The organism is Pseudomonas sp. Irchel s3h14 (genome assembly GCF_900187425.1).
GTDB lineage: Bacteria > Pseudomonadota > Gammaproteobacteria > Pseudomonadales > Pseudomonadaceae > Aquipseudomonas.
This window is the reverse complement of sequence record NZ_FYDJ01000003.1, coordinates 38,489-55,105: the sequence shown is the minus strand read 5'-3', so window position 1 is coordinate 55,105 and position 16,617 is coordinate 38,489. Positions and strand designations below refer to the sequence as shown.

17 protein-coding genes are annotated in these 16,617 nt (G+C 59.7%); all 17 read left to right on the top strand.

Translation table 11 applies throughout. The annotated features are described in order from the left end of the window. Positions 1–65 precede the first annotated feature (65 nt). The 17 genes from fliN (at position 66) to CKW16_RS06845 (ending at position 16,617) form a co-directional block, all read left to right on the top strand. Positions 66–524: a flagellar motor switch protein FliN gene (fliN, locus tag CKW16_RS06925; protein WP_008151080.1), complete on the top strand. Its 459-nt coding sequence runs from the start codon at positions 66–68 to the stop codon at positions 522–524. Beyond that, positions 525–971 (top strand): flagellar biosynthetic protein FliO, encoded by a 447-nt coding sequence (gene fliO / locus CKW16_RS06920; protein WP_095127768.1) that lies wholly within the window; start codon positions 525–527, stop codon positions 969–971. Beyond that, positions 971–1,729 (top strand): flagellar type III secretion system pore protein FliP, encoded by a 759-nt coding sequence (gene fliP / locus CKW16_RS06915; protein ID WP_007948917.1) that lies wholly within the window; start codon positions 971–973, stop codon positions 1,727–1,729. Before fliO ends, fliP begins: the two co-directional genes overlap by 1 nt. Next, positions 1,726–1,995, top strand: a complete 270-nt coding sequence (gene fliQ, locus CKW16_RS06910; RefSeq protein WP_007948918.1) for a flagellar biosynthesis protein FliQ — start codon at positions 1,726–1,728, stop codon at positions 1,993–1,995. Before fliP ends, fliQ begins: the two co-directional genes overlap by 4 nt. Before the next feature lie 3 nt (positions 1,996–1,998). After that, positions 1,999–2,781: a flagellar biosynthetic protein FliR gene (fliR, locus tag CKW16_RS06905; RefSeq protein ID WP_095127767.1), complete on the top strand. Its 783-nt coding sequence runs from the start codon at positions 1,999–2,001 to the stop codon at positions 2,779–2,781. 3 nt (positions 2,782–2,784) lie between these two features. After that, the gene (gene flhB / locus CKW16_RS06900) at positions 2,785–3,924 is read left to right on the top strand and encodes a flagellar biosynthesis protein FlhB (protein ID WP_095127766.1); all 1,140 of its coding nucleotides are present in this window, start codon (positions 2,785–2,787) and stop codon (positions 3,922–3,924) included. A 245-nt stretch (positions 3,925–4,169) separates the two neighbouring features. Next, positions 4,170–6,299, top strand: coding sequence for a flagellar biosynthesis protein FlhA (flhA, locus tag CKW16_RS06895; protein WP_095127765.1), 2,130 nt, complete (start codon positions 4,170–4,172; stop codon positions 6,297–6,299). 11 nt (positions 6,300–6,310) lie between these two features. Beyond that, positions 6,311–7,639, top strand: a complete 1,329-nt coding sequence (gene flhF, locus CKW16_RS06890; protein ID WP_033055998.1) for a flagellar biosynthesis protein FlhF — start codon at positions 6,311–6,313, stop codon at positions 7,637–7,639. A 116-nt stretch (positions 7,640–7,755) separates the two neighbouring features. Further along, on the top strand, positions 7,756–8,586 hold the full coding sequence (gene fleN, locus CKW16_RS06885) for a flagellar synthesis regulator FleN (protein ID WP_008001746.1): 831 nt from the start codon (positions 7,756–7,758) through the stop codon (positions 8,584–8,586). Beyond that, positions 8,583–9,323 carry an RNA polymerase sigma factor FliA gene (gene fliA, locus CKW16_RS06880; RefSeq protein ID WP_007894214.1) on the top strand — a complete coding sequence of 247 codons (741 nt, stop codon included), beginning with the start codon at positions 8,583–8,585 and terminating at the stop codon, positions 9,321–9,323. The genes fleN and fliA overlap by 4 nt, the downstream gene beginning before the upstream one ends. 167 nt (positions 9,324–9,490) lie before the next feature. Then, entirely contained in the window at positions 9,491–9,862 is a 372-nt protein-coding gene (locus CKW16_RS06875; RefSeq protein ID WP_024012118.1) for a chemotaxis response regulator CheY, read from the top strand. Positions 9,863–9,892: 30 nt separating this feature from the next. Continuing rightward, positions 9,893–10,681 carry a protein phosphatase CheZ gene (locus CKW16_RS06870; RefSeq protein ID WP_046046370.1) on the top strand — a complete coding sequence of 263 codons (789 nt, stop codon included), beginning with the start codon at positions 9,893–9,895 and terminating at the stop codon, positions 10,679–10,681. Between the two features lie 37 nt (positions 10,682–10,718). Continuing rightward, positions 10,719–12,959 (top strand): chemotaxis protein CheA, encoded by a 2,241-nt coding sequence (locus tag CKW16_RS06865; RefSeq protein ID WP_095127764.1) that lies wholly within the window; start codon positions 10,719–10,721, stop codon positions 12,957–12,959. Between the two features lie 49 nt (positions 12,960–13,008). Then, positions 13,009–14,139 carry a chemotaxis response regulator protein-glutamate methylesterase gene (locus CKW16_RS06860; RefSeq protein ID WP_095127763.1) on the top strand — a complete coding sequence of 377 codons (1,131 nt, stop codon included), beginning with the start codon at positions 13,009–13,011 and terminating at the stop codon, positions 14,137–14,139. Beyond that, positions 14,139–14,879: a flagellar motor protein gene (locus CKW16_RS06855; protein WP_095127762.1), complete on the top strand. Its 741-nt coding sequence runs from the start codon at positions 14,139–14,141 to the stop codon at positions 14,877–14,879. Before CKW16_RS06860 ends, CKW16_RS06855 begins: the two co-directional genes overlap by 1 nt. 15 nt (positions 14,880–14,894) lie before the next feature. Next, entirely contained in the window at positions 14,895–15,785 is an 891-nt protein-coding gene (motD, locus tag CKW16_RS06850; RefSeq protein ID WP_008155811.1) for a flagellar motor protein MotD, read from the top strand. Between the two features lie 43 nt (positions 15,786–15,828). After that, on the top strand, positions 15,829–16,617 hold the full coding sequence (locus tag CKW16_RS06845; protein ID WP_095127761.1) for a ParA family protein: 789 nt from the start codon (positions 15,829–15,831) through the stop codon (positions 16,615–16,617).

Below are 16,617 nucleotides of genomic sequence, written 5' to 3'. Positions count from 1 at the left end.
CCAAAACCCCCTGTGCTTTTAACTGAGGGCTCCTGATTGAATGGATGCCCGCCGAGGACAAATTGATGGCTAACGATATGAACACCCAGGACGACCAGGCGCTGGCCGATGAATGGGCTGCGGCCCTGGAAGAAACCGGCGACGCCGGGCAGGACGACATCGACGCCTTGCTGGCTGCCGACGCCGCCAGTTCGCCGTCCAACCGTCTGCCGATGGAAGAGTTCGGCAGCGTGCCGAAAAATAACGATCCGGTCACCCTCGACGGTCCGAACCTGGACGTGATTCTCGATATCCCGGTGTCGATTTCCATGGAAGTTGGCAGCACTGATATCAACATCCGTAACCTGTTGCAGCTTAACCAGGGGTCGGTGATCGAGCTCGATCGTCTGGCCGGTGAACCGCTGGACGTGCTGGTCAACGGCACGCTCATCGCTCACGGTGAAGTGGTGGTGGTCAACGAGAAGTTCGGCATCCGCCTGACCGACGTGATCAGCCCAAGCGAACGCATCAAGAAGCTGCGCTGAGTGAAAAAGGTTCTGGGGTTTGTGCTGGCGTTGCCGTTCAGCGTTATGGCTGCCGAGCCGGTGGCGACGGCTGCCAGCGCCGCTGCGCCCGCGGTCAGCAGCGGTGTGGCCGGGCAATTGACGCAGTTGGTGTTTGGTTTGCTGCTGGTGCTGGGGTTGATCTTCTTCCTCGCCTGGTTGCTGCGACGGGTCCAGCAGGCCGGACCGGCCGGCAAAGGGCAGGTGATCGAACTGATCGGTTCCCGCGCGCTGGGCCCGCGTGACCGTCTGATGCTGGTGCAGGTCGGCAACGAGCAGATTCTGCTTGGCTTGAGCCCCGGCACCATCACCGCGTTGCACGTGCTCAAGGAGCCGGTGCAAGTACCCAGCGGGACTGAAAAAGCGACCCCCGAGTTTGCCCAGCGCCTGATGGAACTGATGGGCAAGGATCATAAGGATAAGAAGTAATGGGTGCGCTACGCATCGTCTTGACGCTGGCCCTGATGCTGGCCGCGCCGTTGGCGTTCGCCGCCGATCCGTTGTCGATCCCGGCGATTACCCTGGGTACCAATGCCGACGGCGCTCAGGAGTATTCGGTCAGCCTGCAAATCCTGCTGATCATGACAGCGCTGAGTTTTATCCCGGCGTTCGTCATGCTGATGACCAGTTTCACCCGGATCATCATCGTCTTCTCGATCCTGCGTCAGGCCCTCGGCTTGCAACAAACGCCGTCGAACCAGATCCTCACGGGCATGGCGCTGTTCCTGACCCTGTTCATCATGGCGCCGGTATTCGACCGGGTTAATCAGGATGCCTTGCAGCCCTATCTGGCGGAGAAACTCACCGCTCAAGATGCCGTGGCCAAGGCTCAGGTGCCGATCAAGGATTTCATGCTCGCCCAGACTCGTAGCAGCGATCTGGAGTTGTTCATGCGCTTGTCCAAGCGCACTGATATCGCGTCGCCGGATCAGGCACCGCTGACGATTCTGGTTCCCGCGTTCGTCACCTCCGAGCTGAAGACCGCGTTCCAGATCGGTTTCATGATCTTCATTCCGTTCCTGATCATCGACCTGGTCGTGGCCAGTGTCCTGATGGCCATGGGCATGATGATGCTCTCGCCGCTGATCATTTCCCTGCCATTCAAGATCATGCTGTTCGTGCTGGTGGATGGCTGGGCGTTGATCATCGGTACGCTGGCGAGCAGCTTCGGCGGTGTATCGCCATGACGCCAGAAGTTGCGGTAGACATCTTCCGGGAAGCACTGTGGCTGACCACCATGATGGTTGCCGTGCTGGTGATTCCGAGTTTGCTCGTGGGTCTGTTGGTGGCGATGTTCCAGGCCGCTACGCAGATCAACGAACAGACCCTGAGCTTCCTGCCGCGCCTGCTGGTGATGCTGGTGACGCTGATTGTTGCCGGTCCGTGGCTGGTGCAGACCTTCATGGAATACATCCTGCAGTTGTACGGCAGTATTCCTCAGGTCATCGGCTAAACCATGTCGCTGCTCCAGCTGACCGATACCCAGATCAGTACCTGGGTCGCGACGTTCATGCTGCCGCTGTTTCGTATCGGTGCCTTGCTGATGGTCATGCCGGTTTTCGGCACGAGCCTGGTGCCCACGCGAGTGCGCCTTTACTTCGCCCTGGCGATTACGTTGGTCATCGCTCCCGGCCTGCCGCCGATGCCGCCGGTCAATGCGCTGGACTTGAGCGGGTTGCTGCTGATTGCCGAGCAGATCCTCGTCGGTGCAGTGTTGGGTTTCTCCTTGCAGCTGTTCTTCCAGGCCTTTGTGGTCGCAGGTCAGATCGTTTCCATTCAGATGGGCATGGGCTTCGCTTCGATGGTCGACCCTACCAACGGCGTCTCGGTGGCGGTGATCGGGCAGTTCTTCACCATGCTGGTGACGCTGTTGTTCCTGTCCATGAACGGCCATCTGGTGGTGTTCGAAGTCCTTACCGAAAGCTTCACTACGCTGCCGGTCGGTAGCGGGTTGATGGTCAATCATTTCTGGGAGCTGGCCGGCAAGCTCGGCTGGGTCCTCGGTGCCGCGCTGTTGCTGGTGTTGCCGGCGATCACTGCGTTGCTGGTGGTCAACATTGCCTTTGGCGTGATGACCCGGGCTGCGCCACAGCTGAACATCTTTTCTATAGGCTTCCCGCTGACGCTGGTGCTTGGGCTGTTCATCGTCTGGGTCGGACTGGCGGACATTATTAATCAGTATCAACCGCTGGCCTCCGAGGCCTTGCAGTTGTTACGCGAACTGGCACGGGCGCGCTGAGTCATGGCTGAGAGCGAAAGCGGTCAGGACAAAACAGAAGACCCCACGGAGAAGCGTAAAAAGGAATCTCGCGAGAAAGGCGAAATTGCGCGCTCCAAAGAGCTCAACACGCTGGCGATCATGTTGGCAGGTTCCGGTGCGCTGCTGATTTTCGGCGGGGCGCTGGCGCAAGACTTGATGGAATTGATGCGGCAGAGTTTCTCACTGTCGCGTGAAGTCATTCTCGATCAGCGCTCCATGAGCATTTACCTGTTGAATTCGGGGCTGACAGCCTTGCTGGCGATTCAGCCGATCATGATCACCCTGGTGCTGGCAGCGTTGATCGGGCCAATTTCCCTTGGTGGATGGCTATTCGCAGCGGGTTCCCTGGCGCCGAAATTCAGTCGGATGAACCCTGCCGCCGGCCTCAAGCGAATGTTTTCGTTCAAGGCGGTGGCGGAGCTGCTTAAGGCGTTTGCGAAGTTTTTGATCGTCCTGGCCGTGGCGCTGATGGTGTTGTCGTCAGACATTGATGACCTGATACGCATCGCCCACGAGCCGTTGGAGCTGGCCATCATTCACTGCTTGCAGGTGGTGGGCTGGAGTACGTTATGGATGTCCTGTGGGCTAATCATCATCGCTGCGGTGGACGTGCCGGTGCAGCTTTGGGAAAGCCACAAGAAACTGCTGATGACCAAGCAGGAAGTGCGTGACGAATACAAGGACTCGGAAGGTAAGCCGGAGGTCAAGCAACGGATCAAGCAGTTGCAGCGCGAAGTGTCCCAACGCCGGATGATGGCGGCGATCCCCGACGCTGATGTGGTGATCACCAACCCGACTCACTACGCCGTAGCGCTCAAGTACGATCCGGACAAGGGTGGGGCGCCGATGCTGATTGCCAAGGGCGGTGACTTCCTTGCCTTGAAGATCCGTGAAATCGCTGTGGCCAACGAAGTGCTCCTGCTTGAGTCGCCGGCACTGGCGCGTTCGATTTACTACTCAACCGAGCTTGACCAGGAAATTCCCGGCGGGCTCTACCTTGCCGTCGCCCAGGTGCTCGCTTACGTCTACCAGATCCGCCAGCACCGCGCCGGCAAGGGCAAACGCCCGGATCCGCTCAAGGACGACCTGCCGATCCCGCCGGATTTGCGGCGCGATTCCTGAAACCTGTAGCAGCTGTCGAGCCTGCGAGGCTGCGTCCGGCTGCGAAGCAGTCGTTAAATCCTGCGAGGACTTCGGTCGAGCGTGACCCCGGCTCGAACGCAGCCTCGCAGGCTCGACAGCTGCTACAAAAGCTCATTACACCCCTCTATTTCCCGCCTCGGCAAAAGTTGGAAGGCTTCTTGCAATAGCCGCTCTGCGCCTGCTTTCGGCGTCAAAAGTTTGCTTTAAAGGAACGGGGAAAACCGGTGGATCGCTCTCAGTTATTCAACACTGCACGCACAAACGTTGCCGACTTAAGTCGGGGCAATCTGGGTGTGCCGCTGTTGCTGCTGGTCATGCTGGCGATGATGATGTTGCCGATCCCGCCGTTCCTGCTGGACGTGTTCTTCACGTTCAACATTGCCTTGTCGATCGTGGTGTTGCTGGTCTGTGTTTACGCGTTGCGGCCGCTGGATTTCGCGGTGTTCCCGACCATTCTGCTGGTGGCGACTCTGTTGCGCCTGGCGCTGAACGTGGCCTCCACGCGGGTGGTGATGCTTCACGGTCAGGACGGTCACGCCTCCGCCGGTAAGGTGATCCAGGCGTTCGGTGAGGTGGTGATCGGCGGCAACTACGTGGTCGGTATCGTCGTCTTCGCGATTTTGATGATCATCAACTTCGTCGTGGTGACCAAGGGTGCCGGGCGGATTTCCGAGGTGAGTGCACGCTTCACCCTCGACGCGATGCCCGGTAAACAAATGGCCATCGACGCAGACTTGAACGCCGGCCTGATCGACCAGAACCAGGCCAAACTGCGCCGGATGGAAGTGGCCCAGGAAGCCGAGTTCTACGGTTCCATGGACGGTGCCAGCAAGTTCGTTCGCGGTGACGCCATTGCCGGCCTGCTGATTCTGTTCATCAACCTGATCGGCGGCATGGCGGTCGGTATCTTCCAGCACGGCATGACCTTCGGCGATGCCGGTCGGGTGTACGCCTTGTTGACCATCGGTGACGGTTTGGTGGCGCAATTGCCATCACTGCTTTTATCTACAGCTGCAGCGATCATGGTGACCCGTGCTTCCGGTTCGGAAGACATGGGCAAGCAGATCAATCGCCAGATGTTCGCCTCGCCCAAAGCGTTGGCCGTGGCGGCGGGTTTGATGGCGGTGATGGGCCTCGTGCCGGGCATGCCGCACTTTTCCTTTCTCAGCATGGCAGCCCTGGCGGCTGGCGGCGCGTACCTGTTCTGGAAGAAGCAGAACGTGGTCAAGGTTCAGGCCCTGCAAGAGGTCAAGCGTCAACAGGAGCTGCTGCCATCGCCGGCTCGCGCTCAGGAAACCAAGGAGCTTGGCTGGGATGACGTCACCCCGATCGACATGATCGGCCTGGAAGTCGGCTACCGGCTGATTCCGCTGGTGGACCGCAATCAGGGTGGTCAGTTGCTGGCGCGGATCAAGGGCGTGCGCAAGAAGCTGTCCCAGGACCTGGGCTTTCTGATGCCGACTGTGCATATCCGTGACAACCTCGACCTGGCGCCGAGCGCCTACCGCCTGACCCTGATGGGGGTGATCCTGGCCGAGGCGGAAATTTACCCGGACCGCGAACTGGCGATCAACCCGGGGCAGGTCTACGGTACGCTCAACGGCATTACCGCCAAAGATCCGGCTTTCGGTCTGGAGGCGGTCTGGATCGAAATCAGCCAGCGTGCCCAGGCGCAATCCCTCGGTTACACCGTGGTCGATGCCAGTACGGTAGTGGCAACCCACTTGAACCAGATTCTGTACAAGCACTCGAGCGAGTTGATCGGTCACGAAGAAGTGCAGCAACTCATGCAATTGTTGGCCAAAAGCTCACCAAAACTGGCCGAAGAGCTGGTGCCTGGTGTGGTGTCTCTGTCGCAGCTGCTCAAAGTATTGCAGGCATTGCTGGCCGAACAGGTGCCAGTACGGGACATTCGCAGCATTGCCGAAGCCATCGCAAACAATGCCAGCAAGAGTCAAGATACTGCCGCGCTGGTGGCCGCGGTGCGCGTCGGCGTATCTCGCGCAATCGTCCAAAGCATTGTAGGGACTGACTCCGAGCTACCAGTGATCACCCTGGAGCCAAGGTTGGAACAAATATTGCTCAATAGTCTTCAGAAGGCAGGACAAGGCTCGGAAGAGGGTGTTCTGCTGGAGCCAAGCATGGCTGAGAAACTGCAGCGCTCGTTGATCGATGCGGCGCAGCGTCAGGAAATGCAAGGTCAGCCGGTGATTCTGCTGGTAGCCGGTCCGGTTCGCGCGATGCTGTCGCGATTCGGCCGATTGGCAGTCCCGGGTTTGCATGTGTTGGCTTACCAGGAAATTCCTGACAACAAGCAAGTGACCATCGTTGCGACAGTAGGGCCCAACGGCTGAGGTAGTGGTTTATGCAAGTTAAGCGTTTTTTCGCCGCCGATATGCGTCAGGCCATGAAACTGGTTCGTGATGAGCTTGGCGCTGATGCCGCCATCATTGGCAACCGCCGGATCGCCGGTGGTGTCGAGCTGACGGCTGCCCTGGATTACAAGTTGTCGGCGCTGGCTCCGCGCGTTCCGAACATGGAACTCGAAGACGAGCTGCGCAAGACCCAATCGCGGATCGTCACCGCCCAGGCTGAACTGAGCCTGCGCAGCGACGGCGAGAGCGATAAGTCCACCAATCGCCAATTGTTCGCCGGCCTGCCACTGACCGCCGCCGAGCCGCTGATCGAACCGACCTACACCGAACCCCGTCGTCCTGCACCCGCTGCGGCACCTGCCTCCGGTGGCGTCGACCCACGGGCGTTCGACTCGATGCGTTTCGAACTCAACAGCTTGCGCGAACTGATGGAAGTGCAACTCGGCTCCCTGGCCTGGAATCAGCTGCAAGGCAGCCGTCCGGCCCAGGCCAATCTTTGGCGTCGCCTGCAACGCATCGGTCTGTCCGGCCCGTTGTCGCGTGATTTGCTGGCGTTGATTACCGATATTGAAGAACCTCGTCAGGCCTGGCGCATGTTGCTGGCACACCTGGCACGGATGATCGTCACACCGGAAGTCGAGCCTCTGGAAGAGGGCGGCGTGATTGCCATGGTCGGCCCTGCCGGCATGGGCAAGACCACCACCCTGGCCAAGCTCGCTGCCCGTTACGTGCTCAAGTACGGCGCACAGAATATCGCGCTGGTCAGCATGGACAGCTACCGTATTGGTGCTCAGGAACAACTCAAGACGTTGGGCCGGATCCTCAATGTGTCGGTGACGCATGTCGATCCGGGCCAATCGCTGGTGCAGGCGCTGGAGCCTTTGTTGCGCAAACGCGTGGTGCTGATCGATACCGCGGGCCTTCAGGCCAGCGATCCGGCACTGCGCATGCAGCTCGAAAGCCTGGCCGGTCGTGGCATCAAATCAAAAAATTATCTGGTTTTGGCAACCACCAGCCAGAAACAGGTTCTAACGGCCGCTTATCACAGTTACAAGCGTTGTGGGCTTGCTGGCTGCATCCTGACTAAACTGGATGAAACGGCAAGTCTGGGCGAGGTGTTGAGCCTGGCCATCAGTCATGAATTGCCGGTGGCCTACCTGACCGATGGCCCGCGGATTCCGGATGATTTGCATCTACCGCGTCGTCATCAGTTGGTCAGTCGCGCCGTAAGCGTGCAAATGCAAGAAGAACCCAGCGAAGAAGCCATGGCTGACATGTTCGCTGATATTTACCACAGCCCGACCAAGCAGGTCGGCTGAGGTATTAATGAACAGTTTTTGTACCTACATCGATGGTCTGCCATGCATTGTTCAGTTAGTGAGCGCGCAGCCAGTAATGTGGCCTCCGTCTAAGTAAGACAAGGTAAAGAAAATTCATGGGCAGCATGCATCCCGTACAGGTGATCGCGGTGACCGGCGGCAAAGGTGGCGTCGGGAAGACTAACGTGTCAGTGAACTTGTCCCTGGCTCTAGCTGAGCTCGGCCGGCGCGTCATGCTGCTGGACGCTGATCTGGGGCTGGCGAACGTCGACGTCCTGCTGGGACTGACACCCAAACGTACTTTGGCCGACGTGATCGAAGGCCGCTGCGAGCTGCGCGACGTACTGTTGCAGGGCCCCGGCGGCATCCGCATCGTCCCGGCCGCGTCCGGCACGCAGAGCATGGTTCATTTAAGCCCGGCCCAACACGCCGGCCTGATCCAGGCGTTCAGCGATATCGGCGACAACCTCGACGTGCTGGTGATCGACACCGCTGCGGGCATTGGTGACTCGGTCGTCAGTTTCGTTCGCGCAGCGCAAGAAGTCTTGCTGGTGGTCTGCGACGAACCGACCTCGATCACAGATGCCTACGCACTGATCAAACTGCTGAACCGCGATTACGGCATGAACCGCTTCCGCGTCCTGGCCAACATGGCCCAGAGCCCGCAGGAAGGTCGCAACCTGTTCGCCAAGTTGACCAAGGTCACGGATCGCTTCCTTGACGTCGCCTTACAATACGTCGGCGCGGTGCCTTACGACGAAAGTGTGCGCAAGGCTGTGCAGAAGCAGCGCGCCGTCTACGAAGCCTTCCCTCGGTCCAAGTGCTCACTGGCGTTCAAGGCCATTGCACAGAAGGTCGATACCTGGCCGCTGCCTGCCAACCCGCGTGGGCACCTGGAGTTTTTCGTCGAGCGTCTCGTGCAACAAACCGCAGGACCTGTGCTATGACAGCCAGTGGCTACAACCTCTACAAGAAGTCGGCACGTGACGCGCAGTACGAGCTGATCGAGCGTTACGCGCCACTGGTTAAACGCATTGCCTACCACTTGCTGGCGCGTCTGCCAGCCAGTGTTCAGGTGGAAGATCTGATCCAGGCCGGGATGATCGGCCTGCTTGAAGTGTCGACCAAATACGACGCCAGCAAAGGCGCGAGTTTCGAGACGTACGCGGGCATACGAATCCGTGGCGCGATGCTCGACGAAGTACGCAAGGGGGACTGGGCGCCACGTTCGGTCCACCGCAATACCCGGATGGTCAGCGACGCCATTCGCTCTATTGAAGCTAAAACCGGCCGTGACGCTAAAGATCACGAGGTTGCGGCCGAACTCCAATTGAGTCTCGACGATTATTACGGGATTTTGAACGACACCCTGGGCAGCCGGTTATTCAGTTTCGACGATCTGTTGCAGGACGGCGAACACGAAGGGCTGCACGAGGATGGCGCCAGTGCTCATCTCGAGCCGTCACGCGATCTGGAAGATGAACGCTTCCAGGCGGCGCTGGCGGACGCGATTGCCAATTTGCCGGAGCGTGAGCGACTGGTGTTGGCGCTGTACTACGACGAAGAGTTGAATCTCAAGGAAATCGGTGAGGTCCTGGGGGTCAGCGAATCTCGGGTCAGCCAGTTACACAGCCAGTGCGCGGCCCGTTTGCGGGGGCGTTTGGGGGAGTGGCGAGCGCGCTGAAGGCAGTGTGGGGACACTGCGAACGCGGCTGGTGGGGTGTTGATCCTTACCGGTCCCGATCTGTTGTGCTCCAGACAGTCATTGAGTGCTTTGCCGGATTGATTGAAATGGCGCGTCCAGGTCCTGGGCGCGTTTAAGACTGCTTGGAGGTCGAATTGGACAAGAACATGAAAATCCTCATCGTTGATGACTTCTCAACGATGCGGCGGATCATTAAAAACCTGTTGCGTGACCTTGGGTTCACCAACACGGTCGAGGCCGACGATGGCACTACAGCCATTCCGGTTCTCAACAGCGGCAGCATCGACTTTCTGGTAACAGACTGGAACATGCCTGGCATGACCGGTATCGACCTGCTGCGCCACGTGCGTGCCGATGAAAAGCTCAAGCACCTGCCGGTGCTGATGGTGACCGCTGAAGCCAAGCGCGAGCAGATCATCGAGGCAGCCCAGGCCGGTGTTAACGGCTATGTGGTCAAGCCCTTCACGGCTCAGGCGTTGAAAGACAAGATTGAAAAGATCTTCGAACGCATCGGTTGATGTGCGAAGCCACTGCGCCACGGGGGAGCTATGGAGCATAACGAGTCTTCACAGGGCGATTTCGAATCGACTCTGAAAAAACACGCGGTCGAACTGGTCGAAAGCCTTGAAAAAGGCAGGTTTGGCGACGCTGTGCAACTGATCCATGAGCTCAATCAGACCCGTGACCGTGGCCTGTATCAGGAAGTGGGAAAGCTCACTCGCGAACTGCATAGCGCGATCGTCAATTTCCAGATTGACCCGCACATGCCGCAAGCCGAGGAAGTCTCGCAGATCACGGATGCCACCGAGCGTCTGGGTTATGTAGTCAAGCTGACCGAGGCTGCCGCCAACCGCACCATGGACTTGGTGGAAAACGCCACGCCGCTGGTCAATGGCCTGAGCAACGAAGCCCAGGCCTTGAGCACCGACTGGGGACGGTTCATGCGTCGCGAAGTCGGGGCTGAAGAGTTCCGCGAGCTGGCCCGGCGAGTCGACGGTTTCCTGACACGCAGCAGCGAAGACAATCGCGTTGTGTCGAGCAACCTCAACGACATCCTGCTCGCTCAGGATTACCAGGACCTCACCGGTCAGGTGATCAAGCGTGTGACCCAATTGGTCACCGAAGTTGAAAGCAACCTGCTCAAGCTCGTGCTTATGGCCAGTCAGGTGGACCGCTTTGCGGGCATCGAACATGACCGTGAAGCGATGCTTGCAGAAAAAGATCCGCAAAAACATCTCTCTCAGGGTGAAGGTCCGCAGATTCATGCCGATAAAAGAGAAGACGTTGTGTCCGGTCAGGACGATGTGGACGATTTGCTATCCAGTCTTGGATTTTAGGTTTTTAGGTTTTTAGACCTTTAGGAGCACCCCCTTAATGAGCTTCGGCGCCGATGAAGAGATCCTTCAGGATTTCCTGGTTGAGGCCGGCGAGATTCTAGAGCAACTGTCCGAACAGCTGGTCGAGCTTGAAAGCCGACCTGATGATGCGGACTTGCTCAATGCAATTTTTCGCGGTTTTCACACTGTAAAAGGAGGCGCCGGCTTCCTCCAGCTCAACGAGCTGGTGGAGTGCTGTCACATCGCCGAGAACGTGTTCGACATCCTGCGCAAGGGTGAACGTCGCGTCGACTCGGAACTGATGGACGTGGTTCTCGAAGCGCTGGATGCGGTGAACGGCATGTTTACCGAAGTCCGCGAGCGCAGCCCGATTACGGCTGCCACGCCAGAATTGCTTGCGGCACTGGCCCGTCTGGCCGAGCCGCAAACCGCCGATGAAACGGCACCGGTCGCCGAGGTGGTGGAAGAACCTGCCGCTGAAGAATCGGGCGACATCACGGATAACGAATTTGAACAACTGCTGGACTCGCTGAACGCCGTCAAGGCTCAGGCAGAAGCCCCGGCAGCTGTGCCAGCGCCGAGCAGCAATGCGGCGGGCAGCGACGAAATCACCGATGCCGAGTTCGAGTCGTTGCTCGATCAACTGCACGGTAAAGGCCAGTTCGCCGTCGATGCGGTAGCCCCGGCGCCAGCCGCACCGGCTGCCCCGAAAGCGGCAGGCGACAGCTCCGATATTACCGACGACGAGTTCGAAGCACTGCTCGATCAGCTGCACGGCAAGGGCAACTTTGCTGTTGATGCGCTGGAGTCGGCGATTGCCGCCGTACCAGCCCCGGCTGCGCCAACCGCTAAAGCGGCCGGCGGCGATCTGATCTCCGATCACGAGTTCGAATCACTGCTCGACGAATTGCACGGCAAAGGCAAGTTCACCGAGGTTGGCACTGGCGCAGTGGTTTCTGCTCCTGTCGCCAAGGCGCCAGCACCGGCTGCGAAACCCGTAGCCAAAGCGCCCGAGCCTAAAGCCGAAGCGCCGAAGCCTGCCGCTGCTGCTGCACCGGCTCCGGCCCGTGCCCCGGCTGCGCCGCCACCGGAAAAACCGGCCAGCGAAGCCGAGACCACCGTGCGGGTCGATACCGCGCGTCTCGACGAAATCATGAACATGGTTGGCGAGTTGGTACTGGTGCGTAACCGCTTGGTCCGTCTGGGCCTCAACAGCGGCGACGAAGCCATGTCCAAGGCTGTGTCGAACCTCGACGTGGTCACGGCCGACCTGCAAACCGCGGTCATGAAGACCCGGATGCAACCGATCAAGAAGGTCTTCGGACGTTTCCCGCGTCTGGTTCGCGACCTGGCTCGCCAGCTCAAGAAAGAGATCAACCTGGAACTGGTCGGCGAAGAAACCGACCTCGACAAGAACCTCGTCGAGGCCCTGGCCGACCCGCTGGTCCACTTGGTGCGCAACTCGGTCGACCACGGTATTGAAGAGCCGGCCGAGCGTGAAGCGATGGGCAAGCCTCGCAGCGGCAAGGTGATCCTGTCCGCTGAACAGGAAGGCGACCACATCCTGCTGTCGATCTCCGATGACGGCAAGGGCATGGACGCTGATGTTCTGCGCGGCATTGCCGTGAAGAAAGGCTTGATGGACAAGGATGCCGCGGATCGCCTCAGCGAATCCGATTGCTTCAACCTGATCTTCGCGCCGGGTTTCTCGACCAAGACCGAAATTTCCGATGTCTCCGGACGCGGCGTGGGCATGGACGTGGTGAAAACCAAAATCGCCCAGCTCAACGGCACCATCAATATCTATTCGACCAAGGGCAAGGGCTCGAAGATCGTCATCAAGGTCCCGTTGACCCTGGCGATCATGCCGACGCTGATGGTCATGCTGGGCAACCAGGCGTTTGCGTTCCCGCTGGTGAACGTCAACGAAATTTTCCACCTCGACCTGTCGACCACCAACGTGGTGGACGGCCAGGAAGTGGTGATCGTGCGGGACAAGGCGCTGCCATTGTTCTACCTCAAACGCTGGCTGGTCAGCTCCGCCGCTCATGAAGAGCAGCGCGAAGGCCACGTGGTGATCCTTTCGGTGGGCACTCAGCGGATCGGCTTCGTCGTCGATCAACTGGTGGGCCAGGAAGAAGTGGTCATCAAGCCATTGGGCAAAATGCTCCAGGGAACCCCGGGCATGTCCGGCGCCACCATCACCGGTGACGGCCGCATTGCGCTGATTCTCGATGTTCCGAGCATGCTCAAGCGTTACGCCGCACGGCGTATTTGATTCTGGTGGAGCGGGGCGACTGAGCCTCGCTCCGTCTAACGGAGTGTTTATGGCAGTTAAAGTCCTGGTGGTGGACGATTCGGGGTTTTTCCGCCGCCGCGTCTCGGAAATTCTTTCAGCGGATCCGAATATCCAGGTCGTCGGCACGGCGACCAACGGAAAAGAGGCGATTGATCAGGCGCTGGCCCTCAAGCCAGACGTGATCACCATGGACTACGAGATGCCGATGATGGATGGCATCACGGCGGTGCGGCACATCATGCAGCGCTGCCCGACTCCGGTGTTGATGTTCTCCTCGCTGACCCACGAAGGCGCTCGGGTAACCCTCGACGCGCTGGACGCTGGCGCGGTGGATTTCCTGCCGAAGAATTTCGAAGACATCTCCCGTAACCCGGAGAAGGTCAAGCAACTGCTGTGCGAGAAGATTCTCAGCATTTCGCGCAGTAACCGTCGCGCCAACACCTACAGCGCTCCGGCACCTGTCGCCGCACCCGCCCCGACGCCTGCACCTTCAAGCGTCAGCAGCTACGGCAGCAGCGCGCCTGCGCGTCCGGCTCCGGCTCCGATTCCGGCGCGCACGCACGCGCCAGCCTCGTCGTCGCCAACGCCGAAACGCAAAGCCTACAAACTGGTCGCCATCGGTACGTCCACTGGCGGCCCGGTTGCCTTGCAGCGGGTTCTGACCCAATTGCCGGCCAACTTCCCCGCACCGATCGTATTGATCCAGCACATGCCGGCCGCCTTCACCAAGGCCTTCGCCGAACGTCTGGACAAGCTTTGCCGCATCAGCGTCAAGGAAGCCGAGGATGGCGACATCCTGCGTCCGGGCTTGGCGTTGCTGGCGCCGGGTGGCAAGCAAATGATGATCGACGGCCGTGGCGCGGTGAAAATCCTCCCGGGCGACGAACGTCTGAACTACAAGCCGTGCGTGGACATCACCTTCGGTTCCGCGGCCAAGTCCTACGGTGACAAAGTTCTGGCGGTCGTGCTGACCGGCATGGGCGCCGATGGTCGCGAAGGCGCGCGTCTGCTCAAGCAGGGCGGCAGTGCAATCTGGGCTCAGGATGAAGCCAGCTGCGTGATCTACGGCATGCCGATGGCCATCGTCAAAGCCGAACTCGCTGACGCGGTGTACGGTCTGGACGATATTGGCAAGCATCTGGTCGAGGCTTGTATCTGATGGATGTTTTAAGCCTCATCGGGATCATCATGGCGTTCGTCGCCATCATTGGCGGCAACTACCTTGAAGGCGGCCACCTCGGCGCCCTGGCCAACGGCCCGGCGGCGTTGATCGTTATCGGCGGAACCGTCGGTGCGGCGCTGCTGCAGTCACCGATGAGCGCCTTCAAGCGCGCCATGCAGATTCTGGCCTGGATCCTGTTCCCTCCACGCATCGACCTCGCCGGTGGCGTCGATCGCGTCGTCAACTGGAGCCTGACCGCACGCAAGGAAGGTCTGCTCGGTCTGGAAGGGGTGGCCGACGCTGAACCGGATAACTACTCGCGCAAAGGCCTGCAACTGCTGGTGGACGGTGCCGAGCCGGAAGCGATTCGCAGCATCCTGGAAGTGGATTTCTACACTCAGGAAAGCCGCGACATCGAAGCCGCCAAAGTCTTCGAAAGCATGGGCGGCTACGCGCCGACCATCGGCATCATCGGTGCGGTGATGGGGCTGATCCATGTGATGGGCAACCTGGCCGATCCATCGCAACTGGGTAGCGGCATTGCCGTAGCCTTTGTCGCGACCATCTACGGCGTGGCCAGTGCCAACCTGGTGCTGCTGCCGATTGCCGCCAAACTCAAGTCCGTCGCTATGCGGCAGTCGCGTTATCGCGAAATGTTGTTGGAAGGCATCCTGTCGATCGCCGAAGGTGAAAACCCTCGCTCTATTGAGTTGAAGCTTCAGGGCTTCATGGATTGATGGGAGACATGGACCATGGCACGTCGTCGCCAACCTGAAGAACATGTAAACCATGAACGTTGGCTGGTTTCCTACGCCGACTTCATTACGTTGCTGTTCGCTTTCTTCGTCGTGATGTACTCGATCTCTTCGATCAACGAAGGCAAGTACAAGGTTATTTCCGAAGCGCTGATCGGGGTGTTTACCGACTCCGATCGCGCCCTCAAGCCGATCCCGATCGGCGACGAGCGACCGAAGACCGTGACCCCGGCCAAGCCGCTGGTTAAAGACGCCGAGCAGGTCGACGCCGGTATCGCGGGTGCCAGCGATCCGCTCAAAAGCATCGCCGACGACATCAGCGCGGCGTTCGGCGACTTGATCAGCTCCAACCAGATGACCATTCGCGGCAACGAACTGTGGGTCGAGATCGAACTCAATTCCAGCCTGTTGTTCGGCAGCGGCGACGCCATGCCCAGCGACATCGCGTTCAACATCATCGACAAGGTTGCGGCGATTCTGAAGCCGTTCGACAACCCGATTCACGTCGAAGGCTTCACTGACGATCAACCGATCCGCACCGCGCAATACCCGACCAACTGGGAGCTGTCCTCGGCCCGGTCGGCGAGCATCGTGCGCATGCTGGCAATGCAGGGTGTGAACCCCGGTCGTCTGGCGTCGGTGGGTTACGGCGAGTTCCAGCCAGTGGCCAACAACGCGACTGCCGAAGGCCGGGCGCGTAACCGTCGCGTGGTGCTGGTGGTGTCGCGAAATCTCGATGTACGCCGCAGCCTCACCGGTACCGGAACCGCCAATGCGAAACCGGATGCCGCGTTGAAGCGTGCTGGCACACAAACTGCACCGACCCCGGTCAAGTCGCCGGGACGAGAGAGTGCCGTCAATTCTCCGTCACCCGCATTAATACGTTGAGCTTTTCCTCGGTCGACCATTTCGACCGGGAGGAACAATCCGAATGAGAGTCTGGGCAGTCGCCAATCAAAAGGGTGGTGTTGGTAAAACCACTTCCTCTATCGCTTTAGCCGGTTTACTGGCTGAGGCGGGCAAGCGCGTGGTTGTGGTCGATCTCGACCCTCACGGCTCCATGACCAGCTACTTCGGTTACGACCCCGACAGCCTGGAACACAGCAGCTACGACCTGTTCCTGCACAAGGGCAGTGTTCCGCAAGACCTGCCCGGTCAGTTGCTGTTGCCCACCAGCCACGAGAGTATTTCCCTGTTGCCATCGAGCACCGCACTCGCGACCCTCGAGCGCCAGTCGCCGGGTCAGAGTGGCCTGGGCCTGGTGATTGCCAAGAGCCTGGCGCAACTTTGGCAGGACTTCGATTACGCCGTGATCGACAGCCCGCCGTTGCTCGGCGTACTGATGGTCAATGCCTTGGCGGCGAGCCAGCAACTGGTGATTCCGGTGCAGACCGAACACCTGGCGGTCAAAGGCCTGGAGCGCATGGTCAATACCCTGGCGATGATCAACCGTTCGCGTAAACAGGCGCTGCCGTTCAGCATCGTGCCGACCCTGTTCGACCGCCGCACGCAGGCGTCCCTCGGCACGCTGCGGGTGTTGCGCGACAAATACCCGGAAGAAATCTGGCAGGGCTACATCCCGGTCGATACCCGCTTGCGTGATGCCAGCCGGGCAGGGGTGACGCCTTCGCAGTTCGACGGCAAGAGCCGTGGGGTGCTGGCTTATCGCGCGTTGCTCAAGCATTTGCTGGCCGCACAACTTGTCCCGGCGGTGGCCTGA